This window comes from Amycolatopsis sp. NPDC059021, from assembly GCF_042739895.1.
Taxonomy (GTDB): Bacteria; Actinomycetota; Actinomycetes; order Mycobacteriales; family Pseudonocardiaceae; genus Amycolatopsis.
Genome location: NZ_JBHYIQ010000010.1, coordinates 1 through 21,063, shown reverse-complemented (window position 1 = coordinate 21,063; position 21,063 = coordinate 1). Strand labels below are relative to the sequence as shown.

The following is a 21,063-nucleotide window of genomic DNA, read 5'->3' as shown; positions in this document are numbered from 1 at the left end:
CCCCTCCTCATTAATCTAACGCCATTAGATAAATGGTAGGGTACGGCGATCTTCGCGACGTCCGCAAGGAGAGGAAATGCCACCGCGCCGAGGCAGGCCGCCCGCCACGGAGGCCAAGCTGCGCCCGGACGCCATCGTGGCCGCCGCGCTGGCGACGTTGCAGGCCGAAGGGCTGGACGGGCTCACCATGGGCCGGGTCGCCGAGCGGCTCGGCGTCCGCACGGCTTCGCTGTACTGGCACGTCCGCAACAAGGAGGAACTCCTCGACCTGCTCGTCGACGCGGTGACCGCGGCGCAGGACCTCTCCCGGCACGTCGACCCGGACGACTGGCGCGCCAGCCTCGTCGCGATCATGCGGGCGATGCGGCAGCACATGCTCGGCTACCGCGACTCGTCCCGGCTGTTCGCCGGGCGGTTCAGCACCGGGCCCGGCCAGGTGCGCAACATCGAGACGATCCTCGGTGTGCTGCGCGGCGCCGGACTGTCCACACGCGACGCCGCGTACATGACTTTTCTGTTGTCCACCTTCCTGATCGGCTTCGTCGGCGGGGAGCAGGCCCCGCTTTCCGCGGCGGTCAGCGCCGGCCGGTCCGCACGGTCCTATTTGGATGACCTCGGCGGCGAGCTGGCCTCGCTGCCCGCGGAATCGTTCCCGCACCTCGTCGCATCGGCCGCGGACCTGGTCGCGCCGGATCTGGACAGCCGGTTCGAGTTCGCCCTCGACCGGCTGCTGGACGGCGTCGAAGCGCTCAGGAAAGACCGCGGGCGCTGACCGGGTCGGCCCCGGGGTCAGCGTCTACGCGCCGCGGCCAGTGCCGCCTGTGTCCTGGTCGTGACGCCGAGCTTGGCCAGGACGTGGCGGCAGCGACCGTCCGCTTACCCTCAACCGTTGCCTCCGACTATGTCTTCAATGCGTTCAGCCAACCACACAAGCGCTCGCACAACTGAGCAAAGACCGGGTTGCCATCATGCATCCACTCCGTATGCCCTGCGCCTGACAATGACACTGCCTCGACTGGCCCTCCGTAACATGCTTTCAAGTCACTGGCTTGCTCCGTCAAGTGCAACTCATTGCGGTCGCCATGAGCAAGAAACAATGGCAGGCGAAGCGCCGGCGCGATCGGCAGCACCGACCAGCGCAGCAGGGACTCGGCTAATTCGAATGAACACACAGTATCCTCGTAACCCTCGACCGACTCCAGGGACTGCGTCACGTACTGCCGGGTAACCTCGTCAAGTGGGTACACCTCAAAGGGGTCGACGTATTCAGCAATACCAGTCAGCGACCGCCTAAGTCGCTCAGCAGAGATCCTTCGGCGAAATTTCGCCAGCCCTTCCTCGCCGCGATGCGAAAGCTGAAACCTAACACCATCGAAGAGCCCGTTGACCGCCGCCAACCCCTTCAGTCCATCCAATTCACGAGCAGCGTCGATAACCAATCCTCCACCCATCGCCCATCCCGCCAAAAATACGTTCTCACTGTCAACGCAGCTCAGGGCAGAAGCAAACGTGACAGCGCTTCTGATGTCTCGCACCTGTTCTTCAAGAAGAACACGAAAACGAACTCCTTCACTGTTTCCATATCCACGGTAGTCGAAACCGAAGCACACATAACCATGCCGCGTGAACCATCGCGCGAAACGTTCAGGATGAATCTTACAGAGGCCGGTGAATCCCGAGCATACGACAAGCAAGCACCTCCGATCACCCACTGGCAGGTCCTCCGGAATGTAGAGCCGACCATCGAGCCGAAGGCCATCACTATAGAACCCATGGGGCGACGAGTGCATCTCATTCCTCTCCAAACGAATTAGCCAATGTTCCTCCGCGAGTCTTCAGTACCACGACGAAGGTCTTAATTAATCGCGGTTCAGAATCTTCGACGACATAGTCGAAAAAACGAGCATCGCACCAAATCTCGATCCATCCTAGCCACTTGGACCAGGTTTCCTGATCCATCCACCGCTTCTGGTGCAACTGGTGGGTCTGCTCCAATGTCTCGAGCGCATAGCGAACGAACCGATAGCAACGCTTCTCAACTGGAGTCATCTCATGCCAGGCACCCCAGCAGCGTAACCGTTGCGCATCATCGAGCTCCTGTCGCCGCTGCTCGTCGAGTGGCTCCCAGATGCAGTTGAGTTCCGGATCCAGGTCAGCCCGCAGCAACAAGTCCATGTACTGTTGAGCAAGCAAGTGGTAGAGCCTGAATCTCTGCACCGCAACCTGGTTACGAACTTGTCTCCTCTGCAGCAGAACTTGATACCCAATAAAGAAAAGACTGGGTCCCAGTACCACGACCTGAATAATCTGGAGCACCTGCACGTTCTCTCCCCACACTGTGCCGATGACATCAGAAATCGACAATGGTACAGCTCACAACAGCGTCTGGAGCCGAAATCGCAAGCATGCACGGAAGATCGAACTGATGCGACCGAAACCGGGTGTCGGTATCAGCCGCCCGTGCCGCCGTGAAGCAACGGAACCCGACAGCTGGGATCCTGCTCCCCCGACCACCCGTTGCGACAGGTGCATCTAGGTGTAAATGGTCGAACAGGACGAGAACTGCCCCACTCCAAGGACTACGCGGACAATAAATAACCGCCTTCGAACAACTTTTGTCACCAGTTGACCGAGCGCTACGAATTCGAGGTCACAGGTCAACAAGCGACGTCCCGACCCTGTCCCACCCGCGAACTACTCCAGGATCACGTAATCGAGTACATCGCGCAATCTGCCTCTGACTTGACTGGTTGCTGAACGAAATCAAGTAACTCAGGAAGACCGCAGGGCGCCTACAGACTCCGTCGCCACCCTGACCGCTGGATGTCAGCGCCTACGCGCCGCGGCCAGTGCCGCCTGTGTCCTGGTCGTGACACCGAGCTTGGCCAGGACGTTGCCGACGTGCACCTTCACCGTGCGCTCGGCCAGCCGCAGCCGGGCCGCGATGTCCCGATTGGACAGTCCCTCGGCGAGCAGGGCCAACACGTCCTGCTCGCGGCGGGTCAGGCCCTCCTCGCCCTTCGCGGTGAGCGCCGCCGCGGCCGAAGGACTCAGCGCGGTGACGCCGTCCGCGGCGGCCCGGACGGCGGCGGCGAGTTCGTCGCCGGAGCTGTCCTTGAGCATGAACCCGTCCGCGCCGGAGGCCAGTGCTTCGCGGATTTCGCGGGGCCTTCCGACGGTGGTCAGCATCAGTACGCGCGGCGGGGCAGGACGTTCGCGCAGCCGCCGCAGGACCGCGAGGCCGTCGATGCCCGGCAGGTAGAGGTCGAGAAGCACGACGTCGGCTTCGGTGCCGGCGGCGAGCAGTTCCGGGCCGGACGCGTACTGGCCGGCCACCTCGATGTCCGGCCGGGCGGCCAGGATCAGCGCCAGGCCCTCGCGCACCAGCGCGTGGTCGTCGACGATCTGCACGCGGATCATGGCCGCACTCTACTGTCGGGCCCATGCGCTCGTCCCTCGTCACGACCGCGACAGCGACCGCGGTCTTCCTGGCCAGCGGCGCCTGGACGCCACAGCAGGGCTGGCTCGCCGCCGTGCTCAGCGTCGTCCAGCTCGCACCGCTGTTGTTCTGCCGTCGCGCTCCGGCCGTCGTGCTCGGGGTGATCACCGTCGCGACGGTCGCGCACCTGCTGCTTGACCAGCCCCGCAACACGATGTACGTGCCGGTGCTGCTCGCGCTGTACCACACGCCCCGGCGGGGATTCGCCGTGTGCGCGGCGGTGGCGGTCGGGGCCGCGGTGTTCCCGGCGAAAGGCCCGTGGGACGGCACCGCGCTGGCGCTGGCCGTCTGCTCGATGGCCTGGCTGCTCGGCGCGGAACGCCGCCGCCAGGTCGCCGACCGGGCCGAACGCGCCGCCCGGCGGCTGCACGACACGCTCGCCCAGACGACCGCGGTGATGCTGGTGCAGGCGGAAACGCTGCGCGCGGTGGGCGAGCTGACCGACGCCGACCGCGCGCGGCTGGACACCCTGGTCACGGCGGGACGCGGCGCGCTGACCCTCGTCCGCCGCACGCTCGACGACCTGCGCGAGGACACCGAACGGCCACCGGAGCTGGCCGACGTGCTGGCCCAGCTGCGCACGGCCGGACTGATCCTCGACGGCGATCCGGCCCTGCCCCCGCTGGCGCGTCCGATGCGGGAACTGGCCGAGCGCGTCATCGCCGAGACCGCGGTGAACGCGTTGCGGCACAACGGACCCGGCGTCCGCCTCACCTTCGAGATCCAGCCCGGCGAAGACCGGCTCCTGATCACCGCACGCAACGTGATCAAGGCAAGTCCCGGTGCGGCCGCCGGATACGGATTGGCGAGCCTGGCCGAGCAGGTGCGCGCGGTGGGCGGAGCGTGGAGCGCCGGGGACCGGGACGGCGTGTGGGTGGTCAGCGCCGAACTGCCAGCAGTTGCGTCACGGTCACGAATCGCAGGCCGCGCTGCTTGAGCCGGTCGATGATCGGGCCGATGGCGCGGCGGGTCGCATCGCGGCCCGGGTACATCGCGTGGAGCAGGATGATCGAGCCCGGCCGGGCCTGCGCGACGGTGTCCTCGACGATCCGATCGGTGCCGGGGGTGCCGGCGGAGTCCGGTTCGACGTCCCAGGTGACCGTCGTGCGGCCGTGCTCGGCGAGATAGTGCGGCAGCGCGAACAGCTTCTTGCCGTTCGGCGGCCGGAAGTGGATCGCGCCCTGATAGCCGGTGGCGCGGATGAGCGCGTCGGTGGCCTCGACCTCGTCGGCGACCCAGCCGGGTGTCACCCCGATCATCCGCTCGTGCGAGAAGCTGTGGTTGCCGATCTCGTGCCCGGCCGCCGCGATGGCGCGGCCCAGCTCCGGATGCGCGGCGAGGTCACGGCCGATGAGGAAGAACGTCGCGGGCACCTGCCGCTGCCGCAGTACGTCGAGAATCGCCTCGGTGCCCGCCGGATCGGGCCCGTCGTCGAAGGTCAGCGCCACCACCGGCTCGGCGGTGTCGGCACGGCTCGCGATGTCCCCGAAGAACTGGAACGTCCGTGACTTGGCGACGCCGAGCAGCGCGTACCAGCCACCCGCGAGGACGACCAGCACGATCACCACGACAAGGACCCATCGGCGGACACGCCGGGAACGGAGGAACATGCCGTCACCCTGGCGCCGCGTCGTCCGGCCCGGAAGCCGCGAAGGTACTAGTACCTCGGCCGTACGGGGAGGCGCTGTAACCAAACCGCACGACATCGCCACGGTTGCGATCCTCTTTGGACACCCCGGGGCATCGAGGGCGGGGTTGCCCGCCGGCGGTCGTGCGGCACACTGGACGGCATGTCCCGTTCAGCCACCGACGCCGCCGACGTCGACGCCGTCACCGATGCCGTGCTGACCGCGTCCCGGTTGCTGGTGGGCGTGTCCGTCCGCTCCATCGCGGCGGCGGGCGACACCATCACGCTGCCGCAGTTCCGGCTGCTGGTGGTGCTGCACACCCGGGGCCCGCTCAAGCACGCCGCGCTGGCCGAGCATCTCGGCGTCACCCCTTCGACGGCGAGCCGGATGGTGGATCGCCTCGTCACGGTCGGCATGGTCGAGCGGCTCAGCAGCCCGAACTCACGCCGCGAAATCGTCCTCGAACTCACCCGTGAGGGCGCCAGTATCGTCCGCCGGGTGACCGCCCGCAGGCGCAAGGAGATCGCTAAGATCGTCGCCAGGATGCCCGATCGCGCCCGCCGCGGCCTCGTCGAGGTGCTGACGGCGTTCGCCGAGGCGGGCGACGAGCCGCCCGCCGGGCCGAGCCTGGAAGGCATCTGGGCCTGAGCGCTCCGGGTTCGCCGGCGCGGTCGGGTTTCGACGGCCGAATTGTCCTCTCGCTGAATATCAGCCTGTACCACTGTTGGATGCACGAATGGTGCGGACCCGGCGGCGGTGATCACCAGCCCGGAATAGTCCTTTATGGACTCCGTGAATGAACGCCGGGCCACTCTCAGCGAGCACTCGGCCACCCTGGGAAACATCGGAAGTTTCCCACGGGCGAAACCGCGCGCCCGCATCGTGCGACGCCGCGCAAAAGCCGAACGCGCGCGCCTGCGATAACGGCGGCTTAGGTCAAACGACGGTAGTCCGGGCCCACACCGCATCCCTCGTGCAATTCACCGCGGCGCGCGTGAACCAACCGTTATCTCCGGTCACTTCCCGTGCAGCGGGCAGATTTTGTTACCCCACCGGCCGCGGTACGGGACAAGAACACTCGCCTGGGCCATCAGCGTCTCTTATGGGGCTATCATATTACTGCCGATCGGAGTATCGTGAACACCCGCAGGGACAGCGATCCCGCCACCATGAGCACCACTTTAACCGCTGGTTAATCTCGACAAAAAGCGGCCGATCGCGATTCACGTGTAGCGTGGATCTTGATTTCCGATCCAGGCCGTCATTTCCCACCATCTGGGCAATTTTCGCGACTTTGTGACGCACACCGGCCACGTTTATTTCAAAGAGGTTACAGAACCACCGAATTCGGACGCCGGGGGTTACTTCGTGGTTAAAGACGTTGATTATCGACGGCGTGGGTCTGACTGAGTCATCTACGACCGAGACCGATTCGACCGCCGGTGTCGAGCGAGAGTTCGCTCAGGTTCTGGCAGACATAGTGGGGGGTGAGCAGGTAGGACCGGACAGTCACTTCTTCGACGACCTGGGGGCCAACTCGCTGCTGATGGCCAAGTTCTGCGCGCGGGTCCGGAAGAAACCCGGCCTTCCCGCGGTGTCGATGCGGGAGGTCTACCGCTACCCGACGGTCAGCAGCCTGGCGGCCGCGCTGACCGAAGCCGAGCCGGCTCCGGTGGCGCAGGCCGCACCGGCCGCACCGGCGAAGGAGACGATCGAGCCGAAGCAGCGTTCCGGGACACCGCGGTACCTCGTCTGCGGTGCGTTGCAGTTGATGTTTTTCCTGGCGTACTCGTGCTTCCTGGCGGTGACCGTGACGCTGGGCGCGACCTGGATCGGGGGCGCCACCGGTTTTCTCGGCTACTACCTGCGCTCCGTGGCGTACGGGGGCATGTTGCTGGCAGTGCTGTGCATGCTGCCGGTCGCGCTGAAGTGGGTGCTCGTCGGCCGGTGGCGGCCGCGAGAGATCCCGCTCTGGTCCTTGGCCTACTTCCGCTTCTGGATCGTCAAGACGCTGGTACAGCGGAACGTACTGGTGTTGTTCTTCGCCGGTTCGCCGCTGTACTCGATCTACCTGAGGGCGCTGGGGGCCCGTGTCGGCCGGGGCGTCACGATCTTTTCCCAGCACGTACCGGTATGCACCGACCTGCTCGTCGTCGGCGACGGCACGGTCATCCGGAGGGGCGCTTTCCTCACCGGTTACCGGGCGCGGTCCGGGGTGATCCAGACGGGCGCGGTCACCATCGGGAAGAACGCGTTCGTCGGCGAGATGTCCGCGCTCGATCTCGGGACCTCGCTCGGCGACGGGTCCCAGCTCGGCCACACCTCGTCGCTCCACACTGGACAGTCGGTGCCCGCCGGCGAGTGCTGGCATGGGTCCCCCGCCCAACGCGCCGACCTCGACTACCGGGGAATCGGCTCGACCACCTGCAGCCCCCTGCGAAGAGGGTTCTACGTCTTCCGGCAGTTGCTGGTGATCGTGGGGCTGTTCGCGCCGCTGGTACTCGGCGGTGCCGACCTGCTGGTGACCAAGCTGCCGCAGCTCGCGACGCTGCTGGGCAGCTCGGAGCTGAGAGACCTGACGAGCTGGGTGTTCTACCGCGACGCCCTGATCATTTCGCTCGTGCTCTTCTTCGGCCTCCGGCTCGCCGGCCTGCTGCTCGCGGCCACGATTCCCCGGCTGCTCAGCCTCGCGATCAAGCCGGACAAGGTGTATCCCCTCTACGGCGTGCACTACTCGCTGCACCGCACCATCAGGTTCGTCACCAACGCGAAGTTCTTCAAGACCCTCTTCGGGGACAGCTCCGCCATCGTGCACTACCTGCGTGCCATCGGCTGCAAGCTGCCGGAGCTCCAGCAGACCGGGTCGAACTTCGGCCTGCAGGAACAGTTCGAATCTCCCTGCCTGACCTCCGTCGGCAGCGGGACGATGATCGCCGACGGGCTGGACGTGGCCAACGCGGACTATTCGAACACGTCCTTCCGCGTCACCCGGGCGTCGATCGGGGCGCACAACTTTCTGGGGAACAACGTCGTCTTCCCCTCGGCGTCGAAGACGGGTGACAACTGCCTGCTCGCGACCAAGGTCCTCGTCCCCATCGACGGGAAGACCCGCGAGGGCGTCGGGTTGCTGGGCTCGCCCAGCTTCGAGATTCCACGATCGGTCGAGCGGGACAGCCTGCTCAACCACCCGAAGACCCCGGCCGAGCTTCGGCGCCGGCTCATCGCCAAGAACGCGCACAACGCCGCCGCCATGGCGGTCTTCCTGATGACACAGTGGTTCTACTTCTTCGCCGTGGTCCTGCTCGGCTGGACGACGGACATCCTGTACGGCGTCGTCGGCACGCCGGTCCTCGCGCTGGACTCGGTCGTCCTGGTCACGTTCGGCCTCGTGTACACCGGCTTCGTCGAGCGGATGCTCACCCTGCTCCGGCCGATGAAGCCCTTGTCCTGTTCGATCTACGACCGCCGCTTCTGGCGGCACGAACGGTTCTGGAAGGTCGTCGCGACGCCAACGCACCTCCGGCTGCTGGACGGCACCCCCTTCAAGGGCGTCGCGCTGCGGCTGATGGGAGCGCGGGTGGGCCGCAGGCTCTTCGACGACGGTAGTTCGATCCCGGAGAAACCGCTGGTGACGATCGGCGACGACGTCGCGCTCAATGCCGGCTCGAACATCCAGTGCCACTCGCAGGAAGACGGTGGCTTCAAGCTCGACAGCATCACCATCGAGGACGGCTGCACCGTCGGAACCCACGCCTGGGTCCACTACGGCGTGCGGATGGGCCAGGGGTCGGAGCTCGCGATCGACTCCTTCCTCATGAAGGGCGAAGAGGTCCCCCGGCAAGCACAGTGGGGCGGAAACCCGGCGAGTGAGATCCGGGACGCCGCCCACCTGCCCGCAAGCATTCACTGACGGGAACCCACGACAACACTCCCCCAGCCCCAGGCCGACGTCGAGCGCTTTCGACGCCGGTGTGGTCGATGACGCGTGAAAACAGCGATTGGAGAGGGAACAGTGAGCAGAGCGGAAAGCGCGACGAGGGCGCCGGCCGGAGGTGACCGGGACTACTGGGCCGCCGTGCTCGCCGCGGGCGGTGCCACAACTATTCCACAGTGGACACTCGACCCGGTGGCAGGTGTCGCGGAGCACGAAACCCCGATGCACGAAGACGTCGTGACCATGCTGCGCCGGGTGACCGGTGAGCTGTCCATCCCCCTGAGTTCCATGCTGCTCGCGGCGCACGCGAAGGTGCTCGCCGCGCTGTCCGGCGAACGGGAAGTCGTCTGGGGACACCGCACCGCGCCCGGCGGGCCGCCGCTGCCGTGCGGGCTGACGATCGAACCGGGGCCCTGGCGGGCACTACTCCACGACGCCGCCCAGGCCGAGGCCGAACTGTTGTCGCACAAGGACTTCCCGCTCGACGATCTCCGGCGGGACCTGGGCCTGCCCGGACCGGTGTCCGAGACGGTGCTGGATCCGGGCGGCCACGGCGGCGATCTTCCCGAGGACGCCGTACTTTCGGTCGGCCTTGTGGACGACGGCGGCGGGCTGGCCCTGCGGATCCGGTATCGCACCGACGTCCTCGACGCGGAGTGCGCGGCCAGGATCGGTGGCTACCACCACACCGCGCTGGCCGCGCTCGCCGCGGATCCGGACGCGGAGCACAGCGAGCAATCCCTGCTGTCGGCGGAGGAACTCGTCTGGCAACTGGAAGGTCTGGCCGGACCCCACCGGGAACTGCCCGATCTCCGGGCCCACGAGCTGTTCGAGCAGCAGGTGCGTGTCCACCCGAAAGCGGTCGCGGCGGTGCACGGTCAGCGGCAGTGGACCTACCGGCAGCTCAACGCCCGTGCCAACCGGCTGGCCAGGGCCCTGCTGGCGCGGGGCTTGCGCCGCGAGGACGTCGTCGCGGTGGTGACCGAGCGCGGCCTGGACTGGCTGGCCGCCGTTCTCGCGATCTTCAAGGCAGGGGGCGTCTATCTGCCCATCGAGCCGCATTTCCCGGCCGACCGCATCGCGAAAACGCTCTCGCGCGCGGAATGCGGGCTGGTACTGACCGAGCCGGGCAGCACCACCACGCTCGACAAGGCGCTCGGCACACTGCCCGGAACCCCATGCCTGATCATCGACACGGCCTGCGCCGAACAGCACGACGAGACGGATCTCGGCATCGAAGTCACGCCGAATCAGCTCGCCTACATCTACTTCACCTCCGGCTCGACCGGGGAGCCGAAGGGAGCGATGCTCGAGCACGCCGGAATGCTCAACCACCTCTACGCCAAGATCGACGACCTGGGAATCGCCGAAGGCCAGATCGTCGCCCAGACCGCACCGCAGTGCTTCGACATCTCGCTGTGGCAGCTCGTCGCCGGGCTCCTGGTCGGCGGCCGGACGCTGGTGATCGGGCAGGAGATCATCCTCGACGTGCGGCGGTTCGTCGACACCGTCGTCGGGGGCCGGGTCAACGTGCTGCAGCTCGTCCCGTCCTACCTCGAGGTCGTTCTGTCCTTTGTGGAGCAGAACCCGCGCCCGCTGCCGGACCTGCGATGCGTGTCGGTGACCGGCGAGGCGCTGAAGAAGGAGCTCACCGAGCGCTGGTTCGCGGCCGAACCGGACATCAAGCTCGTCAACGCCTACGGGCTGACCGAGACCTCGGACGACACCAACCACGAGGTCATGACCCGGCCGCCGGACCGCGACCGGGTGCCGCTCGGCCCCGCGGTGAACAACGTGCACGTCTACGTCGTCGACGAGCGATTGTCCTTGGTACCACTGGGTGCTCCCGGCGAGATCGTCTTCTCGGGCGTGTGCGTCGGGCGGGGCTACGTCAACGACCCGGAACGCACGCGGGCCGCGTTCCGCACCGATCCGTATCACCCCGGCCGCCGGCTCTACCGCAGCGGCGACCACGGCCGCTGGCTGCCCGAAGGGAAGCTCGAGTTCCTCGGCCGCCGCGACACCCAGGTCAAGATCCGCGGATTCCGGATCGAGATCGGCGAGATCGAGAACACCCTGCTGCGCGTGCCCGGTGTCCGTGACGCGGCGGTGGTGGTCGTCGAGCGGGAGGACCGGAGCAAACACCTGGTGGCCTTCTACTCCGCCGCGCGACCGCTGGAACTCGAGACCCTGCGGACGCGGCTGGCCGCGTCGCTGCCCGAATACATGGTGCCACCGGCCTTCCAGTGGCAGGACCGCCTCCCGGTGAACGCCAACGGAAAGATCGACAAGAAGACACTGACGGTGTGGGCCGCCGAGCTCCACCGCGGCGACGAGCCCGGCGGGCAGCACCACGCGCCCAGTACACCGACCGAAAAACGACTGGCGGAAGCCTGGGCGGGCGTACTCGGCGTCCGCGCGGACCAGCTCGGCAGGCGGGACCACTTCTTCGATCGGGGCGGATCCTCGCTGTCGGCGGTGAAACTGGCGATCGCGCTCGACCGCACGGTGTCCTTGAAGGACATCACCCGGCACCCGATCCTCGCCGATCTCGCCGAGGTCCTGGACGCCGACCGCACACTGCCCGGCTGAATCCGACGTCCTGAGTACGACCGATACAACGGAAAGGAACACGGAAAATGTCATTCTCGTCCGCGGCGTCGCTGCTCGACGTCGCCCTGCGCCCCGGCGCGCCCCCGATACTGGACGTCGGGAGCACCGACGTCCCGCCGAGCTGGGTGGCCGGCCACCGGGACGCCCTGCGCGCCGTCGTCCTGGAACACGGTTCGCTCCTGATCCGTGGTCTCGGCCTCGCCGACCCGGCCGGAGCCGCCGCCGTCTTCCGGGAACTGACCAGCGATCTGATGGCGGAGAAAGAACCGTTCGCGCCGCGCTCGGCCTACGCCCCCGGTGTCCATTCGTCCACACCGTGGCCGCCGCATCAGCCGATGTGCATGCACCACGAGCTCAGCTACACCCTCGAATTCCCCGGCCTGCTGCTCTTCGCCTGCCTCACCCCGCCCACCGGCGGTGGCGTGACCGGCGTCGCCGACGCGGCGGCCGTGCTCGCGGCGCTGCCACCCGAGCTGGTCGACCGGTTCGAGCGGGACGGCTGGCAGCTCGTCCGCTGCTACAACGAAGAGATCGGCGCGTCGGTCGGCGAAACGTTCGGTACCGACGATCGCCGGGCCGTCGAACGGTACTGCCGGGACAACGCCATCGAATTCGCCTGGCAGCCCGACGGCGGACTGCGCACCCGGCAACGGCGCAGTGCCGTGATCCGCCATCCGCTCAGCGGCCTGCGCTGCTGGTTCAACCAGATCGCGTTCCTGAACGAATGGACGATCGAACCCGAGATCCGGGAATACCTCGTGGACCTCTACGGTGCCGACGGACTGCCGTTCACCACGCGCTTCGGCAACGGCGACCCCATCGGCGAGGACGTCGTGCAGTTGCTCAACGACGTCTACGAGGCCCAAACCGCGCGAGAACCGTGGCAGGCGGGTGATCTGCTGCTCGTGGACAACCTCCGTACCGCGCACAGCAGGGAAGCCTTCGAGGGACCCCGCGAAGTGGTCGTCGGCATGGGCGACCCGATCCGCCTGAGCGACTGCGCGCCCACCGTGGAGGTGAGGACCCGATGACCACCACGGGCGCGCCCACCGCCGCCGCGCCGGCGGGGCCGGTCACCGTGCCGCCGTTCGCGGTGATCTCCGGTGCCCAGGTCCACGAAGCGCTGCGGGGCCGCGAGAGCCGGATCGTGGGACTGGTCGAGGAGACCTACCGGCTGCACGGCGCCGGCGACTCGGTCAACCCGCCTTCCTACTTCCTGCGGTTTCCCGACCGTCCCACCGCCAGGATCATCGCGCTGCCCGCGTCGATCGGCGGATCCGTCGGGGTCGACGGCCTCAAGTGGGTCTCCAGTTATCCGGACAATGTGGCGGCCGGCATCCCGCGGGCGTCGGCGGTGCTGATCCTCAACGACCGCGACACCGGATATCCCTTCGCCTGCCTGGAAAGTTCGATCATCAGCGCCACCAGGACGGCGGCGTCGGCGGCACTGGCCGCGGACGTGCTCAGCCGTGGCCGGGAGCGTCCCGCCCGTGTCGGGTTCTTCGGGGTGGGCCTGATCGCCCGCTACATCCACACCTTCCTGGCGGCCACCGGCTGGTCGTTCGACGAGATCGGGGTGCACGACCTGTCCGCGGACAACGCGGCGGGCTTCCGGGGTTATCTCGAACAGGCGGGCGGCGGGCGGGTCACCGTCCACGAGACGGCCGAGCAGCTGATCCGGTCCAGCGATCTGGTGGTGTTCGCCACCGTCGCCGGACGGCCGCATGTCGAGGACGTCACGTGGTTCGATCATCATCCGCTGGTCCTGCACGTGTCGCTGCGGGACCTCGCGCCCGAGATCCTGCTCGCCTCGGCCAACGTCGTCGACGACGTCGAGCACTGTCTCAAGGCCGAGACCTCGCCGCATCTGGCCGAGCAGCTCACCGGGTCGCGGGACTTCCTGCTCGGCACGCTCGACGACGTCATCGCCGGACGGGTGGTCCCGCCCCAGGACCAGCCGCTGATCTTTTCGCCGTTCGGCCTCGGCGTCCTCGATCTCGCCGTCGGCAAGTACGTGTACGACGAGGTCTCCCGTGCCGGCGAACTCCACATCATCGACGACTTCTTCCGGGAGCTGCGCCGCTATGGCTGACCGGCCGGACATCCCGGAAACGAGGAGAACACAGTGCCCGTCATAACCGTCCCCGAAGCCTTCAACGAGGAAGAGCTCTACATCGACCTCCAATGGAGCTTCGGGCATCCGATCTACCTGAAATGCGAAGGCTTCAACTTCGCCGGATCGATCAAACTGAAGGCCGCGACGGAAATGGTCGACGCCGCCGAGCGGGACGGAACGCTCACCGCCGGATCGGTGCTGATCGAATCGTCGTCCGGCAACCTCGGCGTGGCGCTGAGCATGCTCGCCGCCAGCCGCGGCTACCATTTCCTGTGCGTCACCGATTCCCGGTGCAATCTCTCCACCCGGCGCGCGATCGAGGCACTGGGCAACGAGGTGCACGTGGTCACCGAACCCAGTGCCGCCGGGGGTTTTCTCGGGGCCAGGATCGACTACGTCCGCGCGCTCTGCGCCTCCGACAGCCGTTACGTGTGGCTCGATCAGTACCGCAACCCCAACAACTGGCGGTCGCACTACCGCCGGACCGCGCCCGCGATCGCCACCGCCTTTCCCAAGCTGGACCTCCTGTTCGTCGGGGCGGGCACCACCGGCACGTTGATGGGGTGCGCGCAGTACTTCCGGGAGTGGCACCGCCCGGTGCGGGTCATCGCGGTGGACAGCGTCGGGTCGGTGACCTTCGGCGGCCCGCCGGGTCAGCGGATGCTGCCGGGGCTGGGCACGAGCGTCCGCCCGCCGCTGCTCGACGAGTCCTATGTGGACGAAGTGATCCTGGTCGAGGAGGCCGACACCGTGCGCGCCTGCCACCGGCTGGCACGCAGCGGTTTCCTCTTCGGCGGATCGACCGGCACCGTCGTCAGCGGCGCCACCGCGTGGCTCGACCGGCACGACGCGCGGGATCTCACCGCGGTGGCCATCGCCCCGGATCTCGGCGAACGCTACCTCGATACGATCTACCACACCAACTGGCTCCACGACATCTACGGCGACCAGGTCCTCGATGTCGCGGGTAAGCCCGCCGAACACCCGAGCCCCACCCTCCAGTGCTACTGACCACGAACGCTTCGCAGCCGCGAGGAAGCGTGTTTCGCCGCCGCACGACCTCTGGGGTTACCTATTCTTACGAATAGCGCACCGAGCGGAGAAATTCGCGAAGCGAACGTGGAGTTCGGCCGGGTGTCCGCGTCCGACACCGCGGGCACCCGGCCGTACGCATCGGATTCCGGGGCTCACACCGGGGTTTTCTCGGCAGGAGGGCCGGCCGCGAGGCGCAGCGGGCTCTCGTCCGGGCGGATACGGGGAATCTTTCTTTCGCCCCGCACCGCCGTCAGGGGTTGCAGATCCAGCAAGGGCAGATCCGTGACCGCCTCCAGATGGCGCAACAGGATGCCTTCGCGCAGTGCCCACGGGCACACCTCGACGACGTCCACGTCCAGCGCGGCCAGCGTCGCCTCCGCCACCACCGCGCCCGCGACGATCTGCCGCGCCCGTGGCTTCGAAACGCCGCGGAACCGGGCGCGCTCGGCGGCGGAGACCCCGGCGAGGCGGGGGATCCACGTCCGCAGATCGGCCCGGCTGAGCTCGCGCCGCACGAACGGCCCCTTCCGGCCGGCAGGCGCGCCCGCCAGCCGCGCGAGCTGTTTGAACGTCTTCGACGTCACCACCATCCGCCGGGCGTCCCCTTCCCAGCGAAGCCGGTCGAGCACTTCACCCAGCGTCGTGCGCACGTGCCGGCGCAACGTCTTGAGCTCCCGGCGCGTCGGCGGGTCGGCCGTGAGGAACTCGCGGGTCAGCCTTCCCGCCCCCAACGGAAGGGAGGTCGCGAGTTCCGGTTCGACGTCGCGGCCCAGCACCAGTTCCATCGAGCCGCCGCCGATGTCCGCGAGCAGCACGCGGCCCGCCGACCAGCCGTACCACCTGCGCGCCGCGAAGTAGGTCAGCCTGCCTTCCTCCTCCCCGGAGAGGAACTGCGGCCGGACCCCGGATCGCTGCTCGATCCGGTCGATGATCTCCGCGCGGTTGGCCGCGTCCCGCACCGCCGCCGTCACGAACGGGTAGAGATGGTCCACGCCGAGCCGGGAGGCCGCCTCGACGGCCGTGCCCACGGCGTTCGCGGCTCGCTCGATCCCCGCCTCACCCAGCACGCCGTCCGCGCCCAGCTCCTCGGACAGCAAGGTGGGCGCCTTCACCGCGTGCACCGGGAGCGGCGGCGCCCCGGCCACCACCTCCACCACCTGCAACTGGGCCGAATTCGAACCGATGTCCAGGACCGCGAGTCTCATCGGCCCCGGTTACCCCGTCCGTTCCCCGGCAAACGGCCGTCACAGCAGCATCACTCGGGACTCGCGGTGGTGGCGGCGGGCGACGCATGTCGCGAATGACGCGTACGAGACGCTCAACGTCGCCAACGGAGCGTTCGCGACGTCGCGCTCCACCGAGCCGTGGCGAGGCCGTGATCACAGCCCGGGGTATGAACCGGCGTGATCGGGGTACCCCCTTGTCAGACCGAGAGGGGTGCGACCCATGCACGACGTGACGAGCAGGCTACGTCCTTCGGCGGATCTCGCGCTGGACGGCGAGGACACGCCCGAACAGGCGGACGTCCGGCGCAGGGCCGCGGCGGTGGTGGCGGCCGGAGCACACGACGCCGACGACTGCGCCATGCTGCTGGACATGCTCGGGCTGCACCAGAGCCCGCGGACCTTCGACGCCAGGGAGTCCACAGAGGACGCTCCGGCCGCCAGGACGGGACGGGCCTAGCCGTGCTGCGACTGGGGTTTCCCGTGATCGGGGTGAAGGACGTCGAACGCGCGGCGGCCTTCTGGGCCGCGGCGCTGCACCTGGTCCCCACCGAGGAGTGGGCGAGCGACACGTGGCGGACGCTGGCCCACGCGGACGGGTCCGGCAGGGTGCTGGGGCTGATGCGCAGTGAATCGCCCGCCCAGGACCACCCGCGTATCCACCTCGACCTGCTGGTCGACACCCCGGCCGAGCAGGAGGCCGAGGTCGTGCGGCTCGTCGAACTCGGCGCGTACGTGGTGAACTGGGACCGGTACCCGCCGGATCCCGACTTCGTCGTACTGGCCGATCCGGACGACAACGTCTTCTGCGTGGTCGATCTGAGCAAGGCACCATCCGGGAGCTGATCCGGCGTTTATTCCCGGGTAGCCGGGGGAATCCGCGTGGCATGCTTCGGGTACTGGCCTGGTGGGTGGCACTGACCGCGGCGTGGCTGCTCACGACGTCCACTGTGGACATCGCGGAGCTCGTGGCCGCCGCGGTGGCCGCCGTGCCGTGTGCGGTGATCGCGCCCTTCGCCGGGCGCGCGCTGGGCGGAGTCGAAAAACCGCGGGCGAGCTGGCTCCGATGGTTCCTCCCCGTGCCACGGGCCGTCACGACCGAGACGGTTCGTGCGCTGCGGACGCGGGAAACCGGCCACTTCGAGACGCTGCGGCTGCCCGCGGACCGGATAGCAGCGCGGCAGGCGGTCGCGACCGTCGCGATCGGGCTCTCCCCCGGCGCGATGGTGGCCGACGTCCCGCCAGGCGGCCGGACGGTGGTCGTCCATCGGCTGCTACCCGGCGCATCGGCGGTGCTGGAGAAGATCCGGCGATGACCGGCTGGCTGATCGCGGGGGCCGTGCTCCTCGTCGGCGGGCTCGGCCCGGCGTTGTGGCTCGCCGCCAGAGGCTCTCCGTCGAGCCGGATGGCCGGACTCGAACTCGGCGGCGCGGTCACGGTCCTGACGCTGCTCGTGCTCGCGCAGGGATACGGACCTTCGAGCGCGCTGATCCTGCCCCTTGTCCTGGCACTGCTGGCCTTCGCCGGCACGCTCGTGTTCGTCCGGCTGCTGGGGCAACGATGAACGTCTTCGCCGCGGTGCCGACGTTCGCCGGGGCCGGTGTGGTCGTGATCGCGGCGTTCGGCATGCTGCGGGCCAGGACCACCTTGGCACGCCTGCATTTCCTCGCGCCCGTGACGACGATGGGCGGTCCGCTGATCGGGCTCGGCCTCGTCGTCGAGATCGGCTGGAACCTCACCTCGGGCATGGTGGCGCTGACCGTCGTCCTTCTCGCCCTCACCGGACCCGTGCAGCAGACGGCGACCGCGCGCCTGGCCGAAGACCGGGAAGAAGAGTGAACGCCGTCCTGCTCCTGATCGCCCTCGCGTTCGTCGCGGTGGCGGGGACGATCGTGGTGCGCACCGAGGACCCCGCTCGCCAGGCGATCACGCTGTCGGTGTTCAGCCTGCTCCTCACGCTGCTGTTCGTGGTCCTGCAGGCACCCGACGTCGCGCTGTCGGAGCTGGTCGTCGGCTCGGCGATCGTGCCGTTGCTGGTGCTGCTGACGCTGCGCAAGGTCCGGGGTGGCAAGCCGTGACACGGCGGATCCGGACGGTGCTGGCGCTGCTCGGGGCCGCGGGGATCGCGGCGCTGCTGCTGGCCGCGTTCACGCGCGTCCCCGTGCCGGGCGGGCCAGGGCACCTCTACCGCGATCTCGTGCTCGGCCCCGCGCTGGCGCACGCGACCCCGAACCTGGTGTCCTCGATCAACTTCGACCTGCGGGCGCTGGACACCCTCGGCGAGGAGACGATCGTGACTGCGGCCGTGGTCGGCACGCTCTGCCTGCTCGCCCCGTCGGCGGCCGAGCGGCGGCGGATCGGCTCCGATCACCGTCCGGTGCTGCCGGCGGTCAAGCTGGCCGGTTACCTGCTGCTGCCGCTGACCACGCTGCTCGGCCTGGATGTGGTGCTGCACGGTCATTTGACGCCGGGCGGCGGGTTCCAGGGCGGGGTGGTGCTCGCGACCGGCTGGCATCTGCTGTATCTCGCCGGGGACTACCCCGCGTTGTCCCGGCTCCGGCCGATCGGCTGGTGTGAGTACGCCGAGGCCGCGGGAACCGGTTTCTACGTCGTCACCGGCCTGCTCGGGCTCGGCCTCGCCGGTTCGTTCCTGGCGAACTTCCTGCCCGCCGGTACGTTCGGCTCGCTGCTTTCGACGGGCACGGTACCGCTGCTGAGCCTGTGCGTCGGCGCCGAGGTGGCGGCGGGACTGCTGGTGATGCTCGCCCAGTTCCTCGAACAGGGCCTCATCCGCGAACGGCGCCCGTCGTGATCGCGGCCTACGGGTGTTACGGCGTGGCCGCCTGGCTGCTGCTGATCGGCTGCCTGGCCATCGTGCGCAGCCGGAACCTGATCCACGCCGTGGTTTCGCTGTCGGTCGCCCAGTCGGGCACCTACGTGCTGTTGCTGGGTATCGGCTACCAGCGCGGCGCGAGTCCGCCGATCCTGCCCGCCGGGCCCGTCGTGGACCCGATGGTGCAGGCCATGACGCTGACCGACATCGTGGTGTCGGCCACCATCACCGCGCTGCTGCTCGCCATCACCCTCCAGGTCTCCCGGCGGCACGGCACCATCGACCCGGACGAGCTCCGGGCGCTGCGGGGCTGAACCGTGTCCGCCCTGCCCGCGCTCGCGATCGCGCTCCCCTTGCTCGGCGCCTGCGTACTGCTGGGCTTCGGGCGGCTGCTGCGCCGTACCGTGGTCGACGCGCTGGCCATCGCGTGCACGCTCGGCGTCGTCGCGGTGCTGGCCGTGCTGGTGAGCGCGTGCCGCCACGGCCGGGTGGTGAGCTGGCTGGGCGGCCACCCGCCGCTGGAGGGCCGGTCCACCGGGATCGTCCTCGTCGCCGACGGGCTTTCCGCGTTGCTCGGCCTGCTCGCGGCGGTGCTGCTGACGTTCGCGCTGCTCTACGGCTGGCGGTACTTCGAAGCCGTCGAAGCGCGGTTCCACGCGATGATGCTCCTGTTCCTGACGGGCATGCTCGGCTTCCTGTTCACCGGTGACCTGTTCACCATGTTCGTCTTCTTCGAGCTGATGAGCGCGGTCGCCTACGCGCTGACCGGCTATCAGGCCGACGAAGCGGAATCCGTGCAGGGAGCGCTGACTTTCGGAGTGCTCAACTCCCTCGGCGCGTATTTCACCTTGACCGGGATCGGCCTGCTCTACGCCAGGACCGGGCAGCTCGGCATGGCCCAGATCGCCGCGGGGCTACCGCCGGAGCGTCACGACGCACTCGTCGTCGCCGCGTTCGTCCTGGTCGCGACCGGTCTTCTGGTCAAGGCCGCGGCGGCGCCGTTCCACTTCTGGCTCGCCGACGCGCATGCCGTCGCACCGGCGCCGGTCTGCGTCCTGTTCTCCGGCATCATGGTCGAACTGGGGCTCTACGGCCTGATCCGGGTGTACCGGATCGTGTTCGAGCCCGCACTCGGCGACGCGGTGCTCGGCCGCACCGCGCTCGTCCTCGGCGTCGTCACCGCCGTGACCGGTGCGGTACTGAGCTGCACCCAGCGCCACCTCAAACGCCTGCTCGCCTACTCCACCATCGCACACGTCGGGATGTTCCTCTGTGGACTGTCTATTCTCGACGGCCCGGCGCTGAGCGGTTTCGCGCTGGCCGTGGCCGGGCACGCGGGCGCGAAGGGTGCTTTGTTCCTGCTCACCGGCATGCTGCGCAACCGGTACGGAAGCGTGGACATCGACGAGCTGTACGGCAGCGCCCGGCCCGCCCGCACGGAGGCGGTGTTGTTTCTGATCGCCGCTCTGGCACTCACCGGGCTGCCGCCCTTCGGCGCCGCACTGGGAAAGAGCGTCAGCGAACATGCCGGACCTTCCTGGCTGACCCCGCTGTTCCTCGCGGTTTCGGTGCTCACCGGCGCCGCCGTGCTGTGCGCGGGCGCCCGTGTCTACTTCGGACTCGGCAAACCACCGCACGACAGCGCCGAGGAAACCAGCACCGGCTCGCCCGAAGAACCCGAGACCGGCAGGCGGCTGGCGGGTACTCCGGCGGTCATGCTCGCGTCGGCGATCGGTCTCCTCCTGTGTTCGCTGCTCGCCGGAGTTCTCCCCGCCGTACGGGAGTGGGCCGCACAGGCGGGAAGCCAGGCCGCGGATCGTTTGGGTTACCTCCACGACGTGCTCCCGGTCCTTCCCGCCGCTCCCGCGCCACCGTCCACAGCGGACTGGACGGCCGCGGGCATCCTCACCGCGTCCGTGGCGGTGCTCGCCGCTGTGGGCGCGTGCGCCGCGACGCTGTGGCGATGGCTGCCGCACGGCCCGCGCGCCGCCAGGAAGGTCCTGCACACGTTGCACGAACTGCAGTCCGGGCACATCGGCGACTACGTGGCCTGGCTGCTGGCCGGCGTGGCCGCGCTCGGCGCGCTCTCCTGGTGGTGACGCTCCCGTTCGCGGCCCCGGGCAGGCGCCGGACCGAGGGACGCCCTGGGTGCGTTGGGTGCACCGGGGGCGTCCCTCGGTGC

General features: G+C 68.4%; 22 protein-coding genes. 17 read left to right on the top strand and 5 right to left on the bottom strand.

The window, feature by feature from the left end:
• Positions 1 to 76: 76 nt before the first annotated feature.
• A complete protein-coding gene (locus ACFWX1_RS07945) occupies positions 77 to 772 on the top strand; it encodes a TetR/AcrR family transcriptional regulator C-terminal domain-containing protein (RefSeq protein WP_378385024.1) in 696 nt (231 codons plus the stop codon).
• A gap of 127 nt (positions 773 to 899) precedes the next feature.
• Here ACFWX1_RS07945 and ACFWX1_RS07940 read toward each other — a convergent pair whose 3' ends face one another.
• From ACFWX1_RS07940 to ACFWX1_RS07930, 3 genes are all read right to left on the bottom strand, one after another.
• The gene (locus ACFWX1_RS07940) at positions 900 to 1,712 is read right to left on the bottom strand and encodes an alpha/beta hydrolase (RefSeq protein WP_378385023.1); all 813 of its coding nucleotides are present in this window, start codon (positions 1,710 to 1,712) and stop codon (positions 900 to 902) included.
• Positions 1,713 to 1,791: 79 nt separating this feature from the next.
• On the bottom strand, positions 1,792 to 2,322 hold the full coding sequence (locus ACFWX1_RS07935; RefSeq protein ID WP_378385021.1) for a hypothetical protein: 531 nt from the start codon (positions 2,320 to 2,322) through the stop codon (positions 1,792 to 1,794).
• A gap of 504 nt (positions 2,323 to 2,826) precedes the next feature.
• Positions 2,827 to 3,420: a response regulator gene (locus tag ACFWX1_RS07930; RefSeq protein ID WP_378385020.1), complete on the bottom strand. Its 594-nt coding sequence runs from the start codon at positions 3,418 to 3,420 to the stop codon at positions 2,827 to 2,829.
• Positions 3,421 to 3,443: 23 nt separating this feature from the next.
• Between ACFWX1_RS07930 and ACFWX1_RS07925 the strand changes: the two genes are divergently transcribed.
• Entirely contained in the window at positions 3,444 to 4,436 is a 993-nt protein-coding gene (locus ACFWX1_RS07925) for a sensor histidine kinase (RefSeq protein WP_378385018.1), read from the top strand.
• On the opposite strand, the gene ACFWX1_RS07920 is transcribed toward ACFWX1_RS07925, so the two are convergent.
• Positions 4,378 to 5,109 carry a polysaccharide deacetylase family protein gene (locus ACFWX1_RS07920; protein WP_378385016.1) on the bottom strand — a complete coding sequence of 244 codons (732 nt, stop codon included), beginning with the start codon at positions 5,107 to 5,109 and terminating at the stop codon, positions 4,378 to 4,380. The genes ACFWX1_RS07925 and ACFWX1_RS07920 overlap by 59 nt on opposite strands.
• A 180-nt stretch (positions 5,110 to 5,289) precedes the next feature.
• On the opposite strand from ACFWX1_RS07920, the gene ACFWX1_RS07915 reads away from it, so the two are divergent.
• The 6 genes from ACFWX1_RS07915 (at position 5,290) to sbnA (ending at position 14,801) form a co-directional block, all read left to right on the top strand.
• Positions 5,290 to 5,775, top strand: coding sequence for a MarR family winged helix-turn-helix transcriptional regulator (locus tag ACFWX1_RS07915; RefSeq protein ID WP_378385015.1), 486 nt, complete (start codon positions 5,290 to 5,292; stop codon positions 5,773 to 5,775).
• Between the two features lie 748 nt (positions 5,776 to 6,523).
• Positions 6,524 to 9,037: a Pls/PosA family non-ribosomal peptide synthetase gene (locus ACFWX1_RS07910; protein WP_378385013.1), complete on the top strand. Its 2,514-nt coding sequence runs from the start codon at positions 6,524 to 6,526 to the stop codon at positions 9,035 to 9,037.
• Between the two features lie 102 nt (positions 9,038 to 9,139).
• Positions 9,140 to 11,653, top strand: a complete 2,514-nt coding sequence (locus tag ACFWX1_RS07905) for an amino acid adenylation domain-containing protein (protein WP_378385011.1) — start codon at positions 9,140 to 9,142, stop codon at positions 11,651 to 11,653.
• A 47-nt stretch (positions 11,654 to 11,700) separates the two neighbouring features.
• A complete protein-coding gene (locus tag ACFWX1_RS07900) occupies positions 11,701 to 12,705 on the top strand; it encodes a TauD/TfdA family dioxygenase (RefSeq protein ID WP_378385009.1) in 1,005 nt (334 codons plus the stop codon).
• Positions 12,702 to 13,766 (top strand): 2,3-diaminopropionate biosynthesis protein SbnB, encoded by a 1,065-nt coding sequence (sbnB, locus tag ACFWX1_RS07895; protein WP_378385008.1) that lies wholly within the window; start codon positions 12,702 to 12,704, stop codon positions 13,764 to 13,766. The genes ACFWX1_RS07900 and sbnB overlap by 4 nt, the downstream gene beginning before the upstream one ends.
• 33 nt (positions 13,767 to 13,799) lie before the next feature.
• Positions 13,800 to 14,801: a 2,3-diaminopropionate biosynthesis protein SbnA gene (gene sbnA / locus ACFWX1_RS07890; protein WP_378385006.1), complete on the top strand. Its 1,002-nt coding sequence runs from the start codon at positions 13,800 to 13,802 to the stop codon at positions 14,799 to 14,801.
• Between the two features lie 176 nt (positions 14,802 to 14,977).
• Here the strand turns inward: sbnA and ACFWX1_RS07885 are convergent, their stop codons facing one another.
• Complete coding sequence (locus ACFWX1_RS07885; protein ID WP_378385004.1) at positions 14,978 to 16,030, bottom strand: hypothetical protein; 1,053 nt, start codon at positions 16,028 to 16,030, stop codon at positions 14,978 to 14,980.
• A 241-nt stretch (positions 16,031 to 16,271) separates the two neighbouring features.
• On the opposite strand from ACFWX1_RS07885, the gene ACFWX1_RS07880 reads away from it, so the two are divergent.
• The 9 genes from ACFWX1_RS07880 to ACFWX1_RS07840 are packed head-to-tail and all read left to right on the top strand — an operon-like array spanning position 16,272 to position 20,980.
• Positions 16,272 to 16,508, top strand: a complete 237-nt coding sequence (locus ACFWX1_RS07880) for a hypothetical protein (protein WP_378385003.1) — start codon at positions 16,272 to 16,274, stop codon at positions 16,506 to 16,508.
• Between the two features lie 23 nt (positions 16,509 to 16,531).
• Positions 16,532 to 16,894 (top strand): VOC family protein, encoded by a 363-nt coding sequence (locus tag ACFWX1_RS07875; protein ID WP_378385001.1) that lies wholly within the window; start codon positions 16,532 to 16,534, stop codon positions 16,892 to 16,894.
• A 41-nt stretch (positions 16,895 to 16,935) separates the two neighbouring features.
• Positions 16,936 to 17,364 (top strand): hypothetical protein, encoded by a 429-nt coding sequence (locus ACFWX1_RS07870; protein WP_378384999.1) that lies wholly within the window; start codon positions 16,936 to 16,938, stop codon positions 17,362 to 17,364.
• A complete protein-coding gene (locus ACFWX1_RS07865) occupies positions 17,361 to 17,612 on the top strand; it encodes a monovalent cation/H+ antiporter complex subunit F (protein WP_378384998.1) in 252 nt (83 codons plus the stop codon). The genes ACFWX1_RS07870 and ACFWX1_RS07865 overlap by 4 nt, the downstream gene beginning before the upstream one ends.
• The gene (locus tag ACFWX1_RS07860) at positions 17,609 to 17,887 is read left to right on the top strand and encodes a cation:proton antiporter (protein ID WP_378384996.1); all 279 of its coding nucleotides are present in this window, start codon (positions 17,609 to 17,611) and stop codon (positions 17,885 to 17,887) included. The genes ACFWX1_RS07865 and ACFWX1_RS07860 overlap by 4 nt, the downstream gene beginning before the upstream one ends.
• Positions 17,884 to 18,126: a hydrogenase subunit MbhD domain-containing protein gene (locus tag ACFWX1_RS07855; RefSeq protein ID WP_378384994.1), complete on the top strand. Its 243-nt coding sequence runs from the start codon at positions 17,884 to 17,886 to the stop codon at positions 18,124 to 18,126. The genes ACFWX1_RS07860 and ACFWX1_RS07855 overlap by 4 nt, the downstream gene beginning before the upstream one ends.
• The gene (locus ACFWX1_RS07850; RefSeq protein WP_378384993.1) at positions 18,123 to 18,860 is read left to right on the top strand and encodes an MnhB domain-containing protein; all 738 of its coding nucleotides are present in this window, start codon (positions 18,123 to 18,125) and stop codon (positions 18,858 to 18,860) included. The genes ACFWX1_RS07855 and ACFWX1_RS07850 overlap by 4 nt, the downstream gene beginning before the upstream one ends.
• Entirely contained in the window at positions 18,857 to 19,195 is a 339-nt protein-coding gene (locus ACFWX1_RS07845) for a sodium:proton antiporter (protein ID WP_378384991.1), read from the top strand. The genes ACFWX1_RS07850 and ACFWX1_RS07845 overlap by 4 nt, the downstream gene beginning before the upstream one ends.
• Before the next feature lie 3 nt (positions 19,196 to 19,198).
• Positions 19,199 to 20,980 carry a complex I subunit 5 family protein gene (locus tag ACFWX1_RS07840; RefSeq protein WP_378384989.1) on the top strand — a complete coding sequence of 594 codons (1,782 nt, stop codon included), beginning with the start codon at positions 19,199 to 19,201 and terminating at the stop codon, positions 20,978 to 20,980.
• The last annotated feature ends 83 nt before the right edge of the window (positions 20,981 to 21,063 follow it).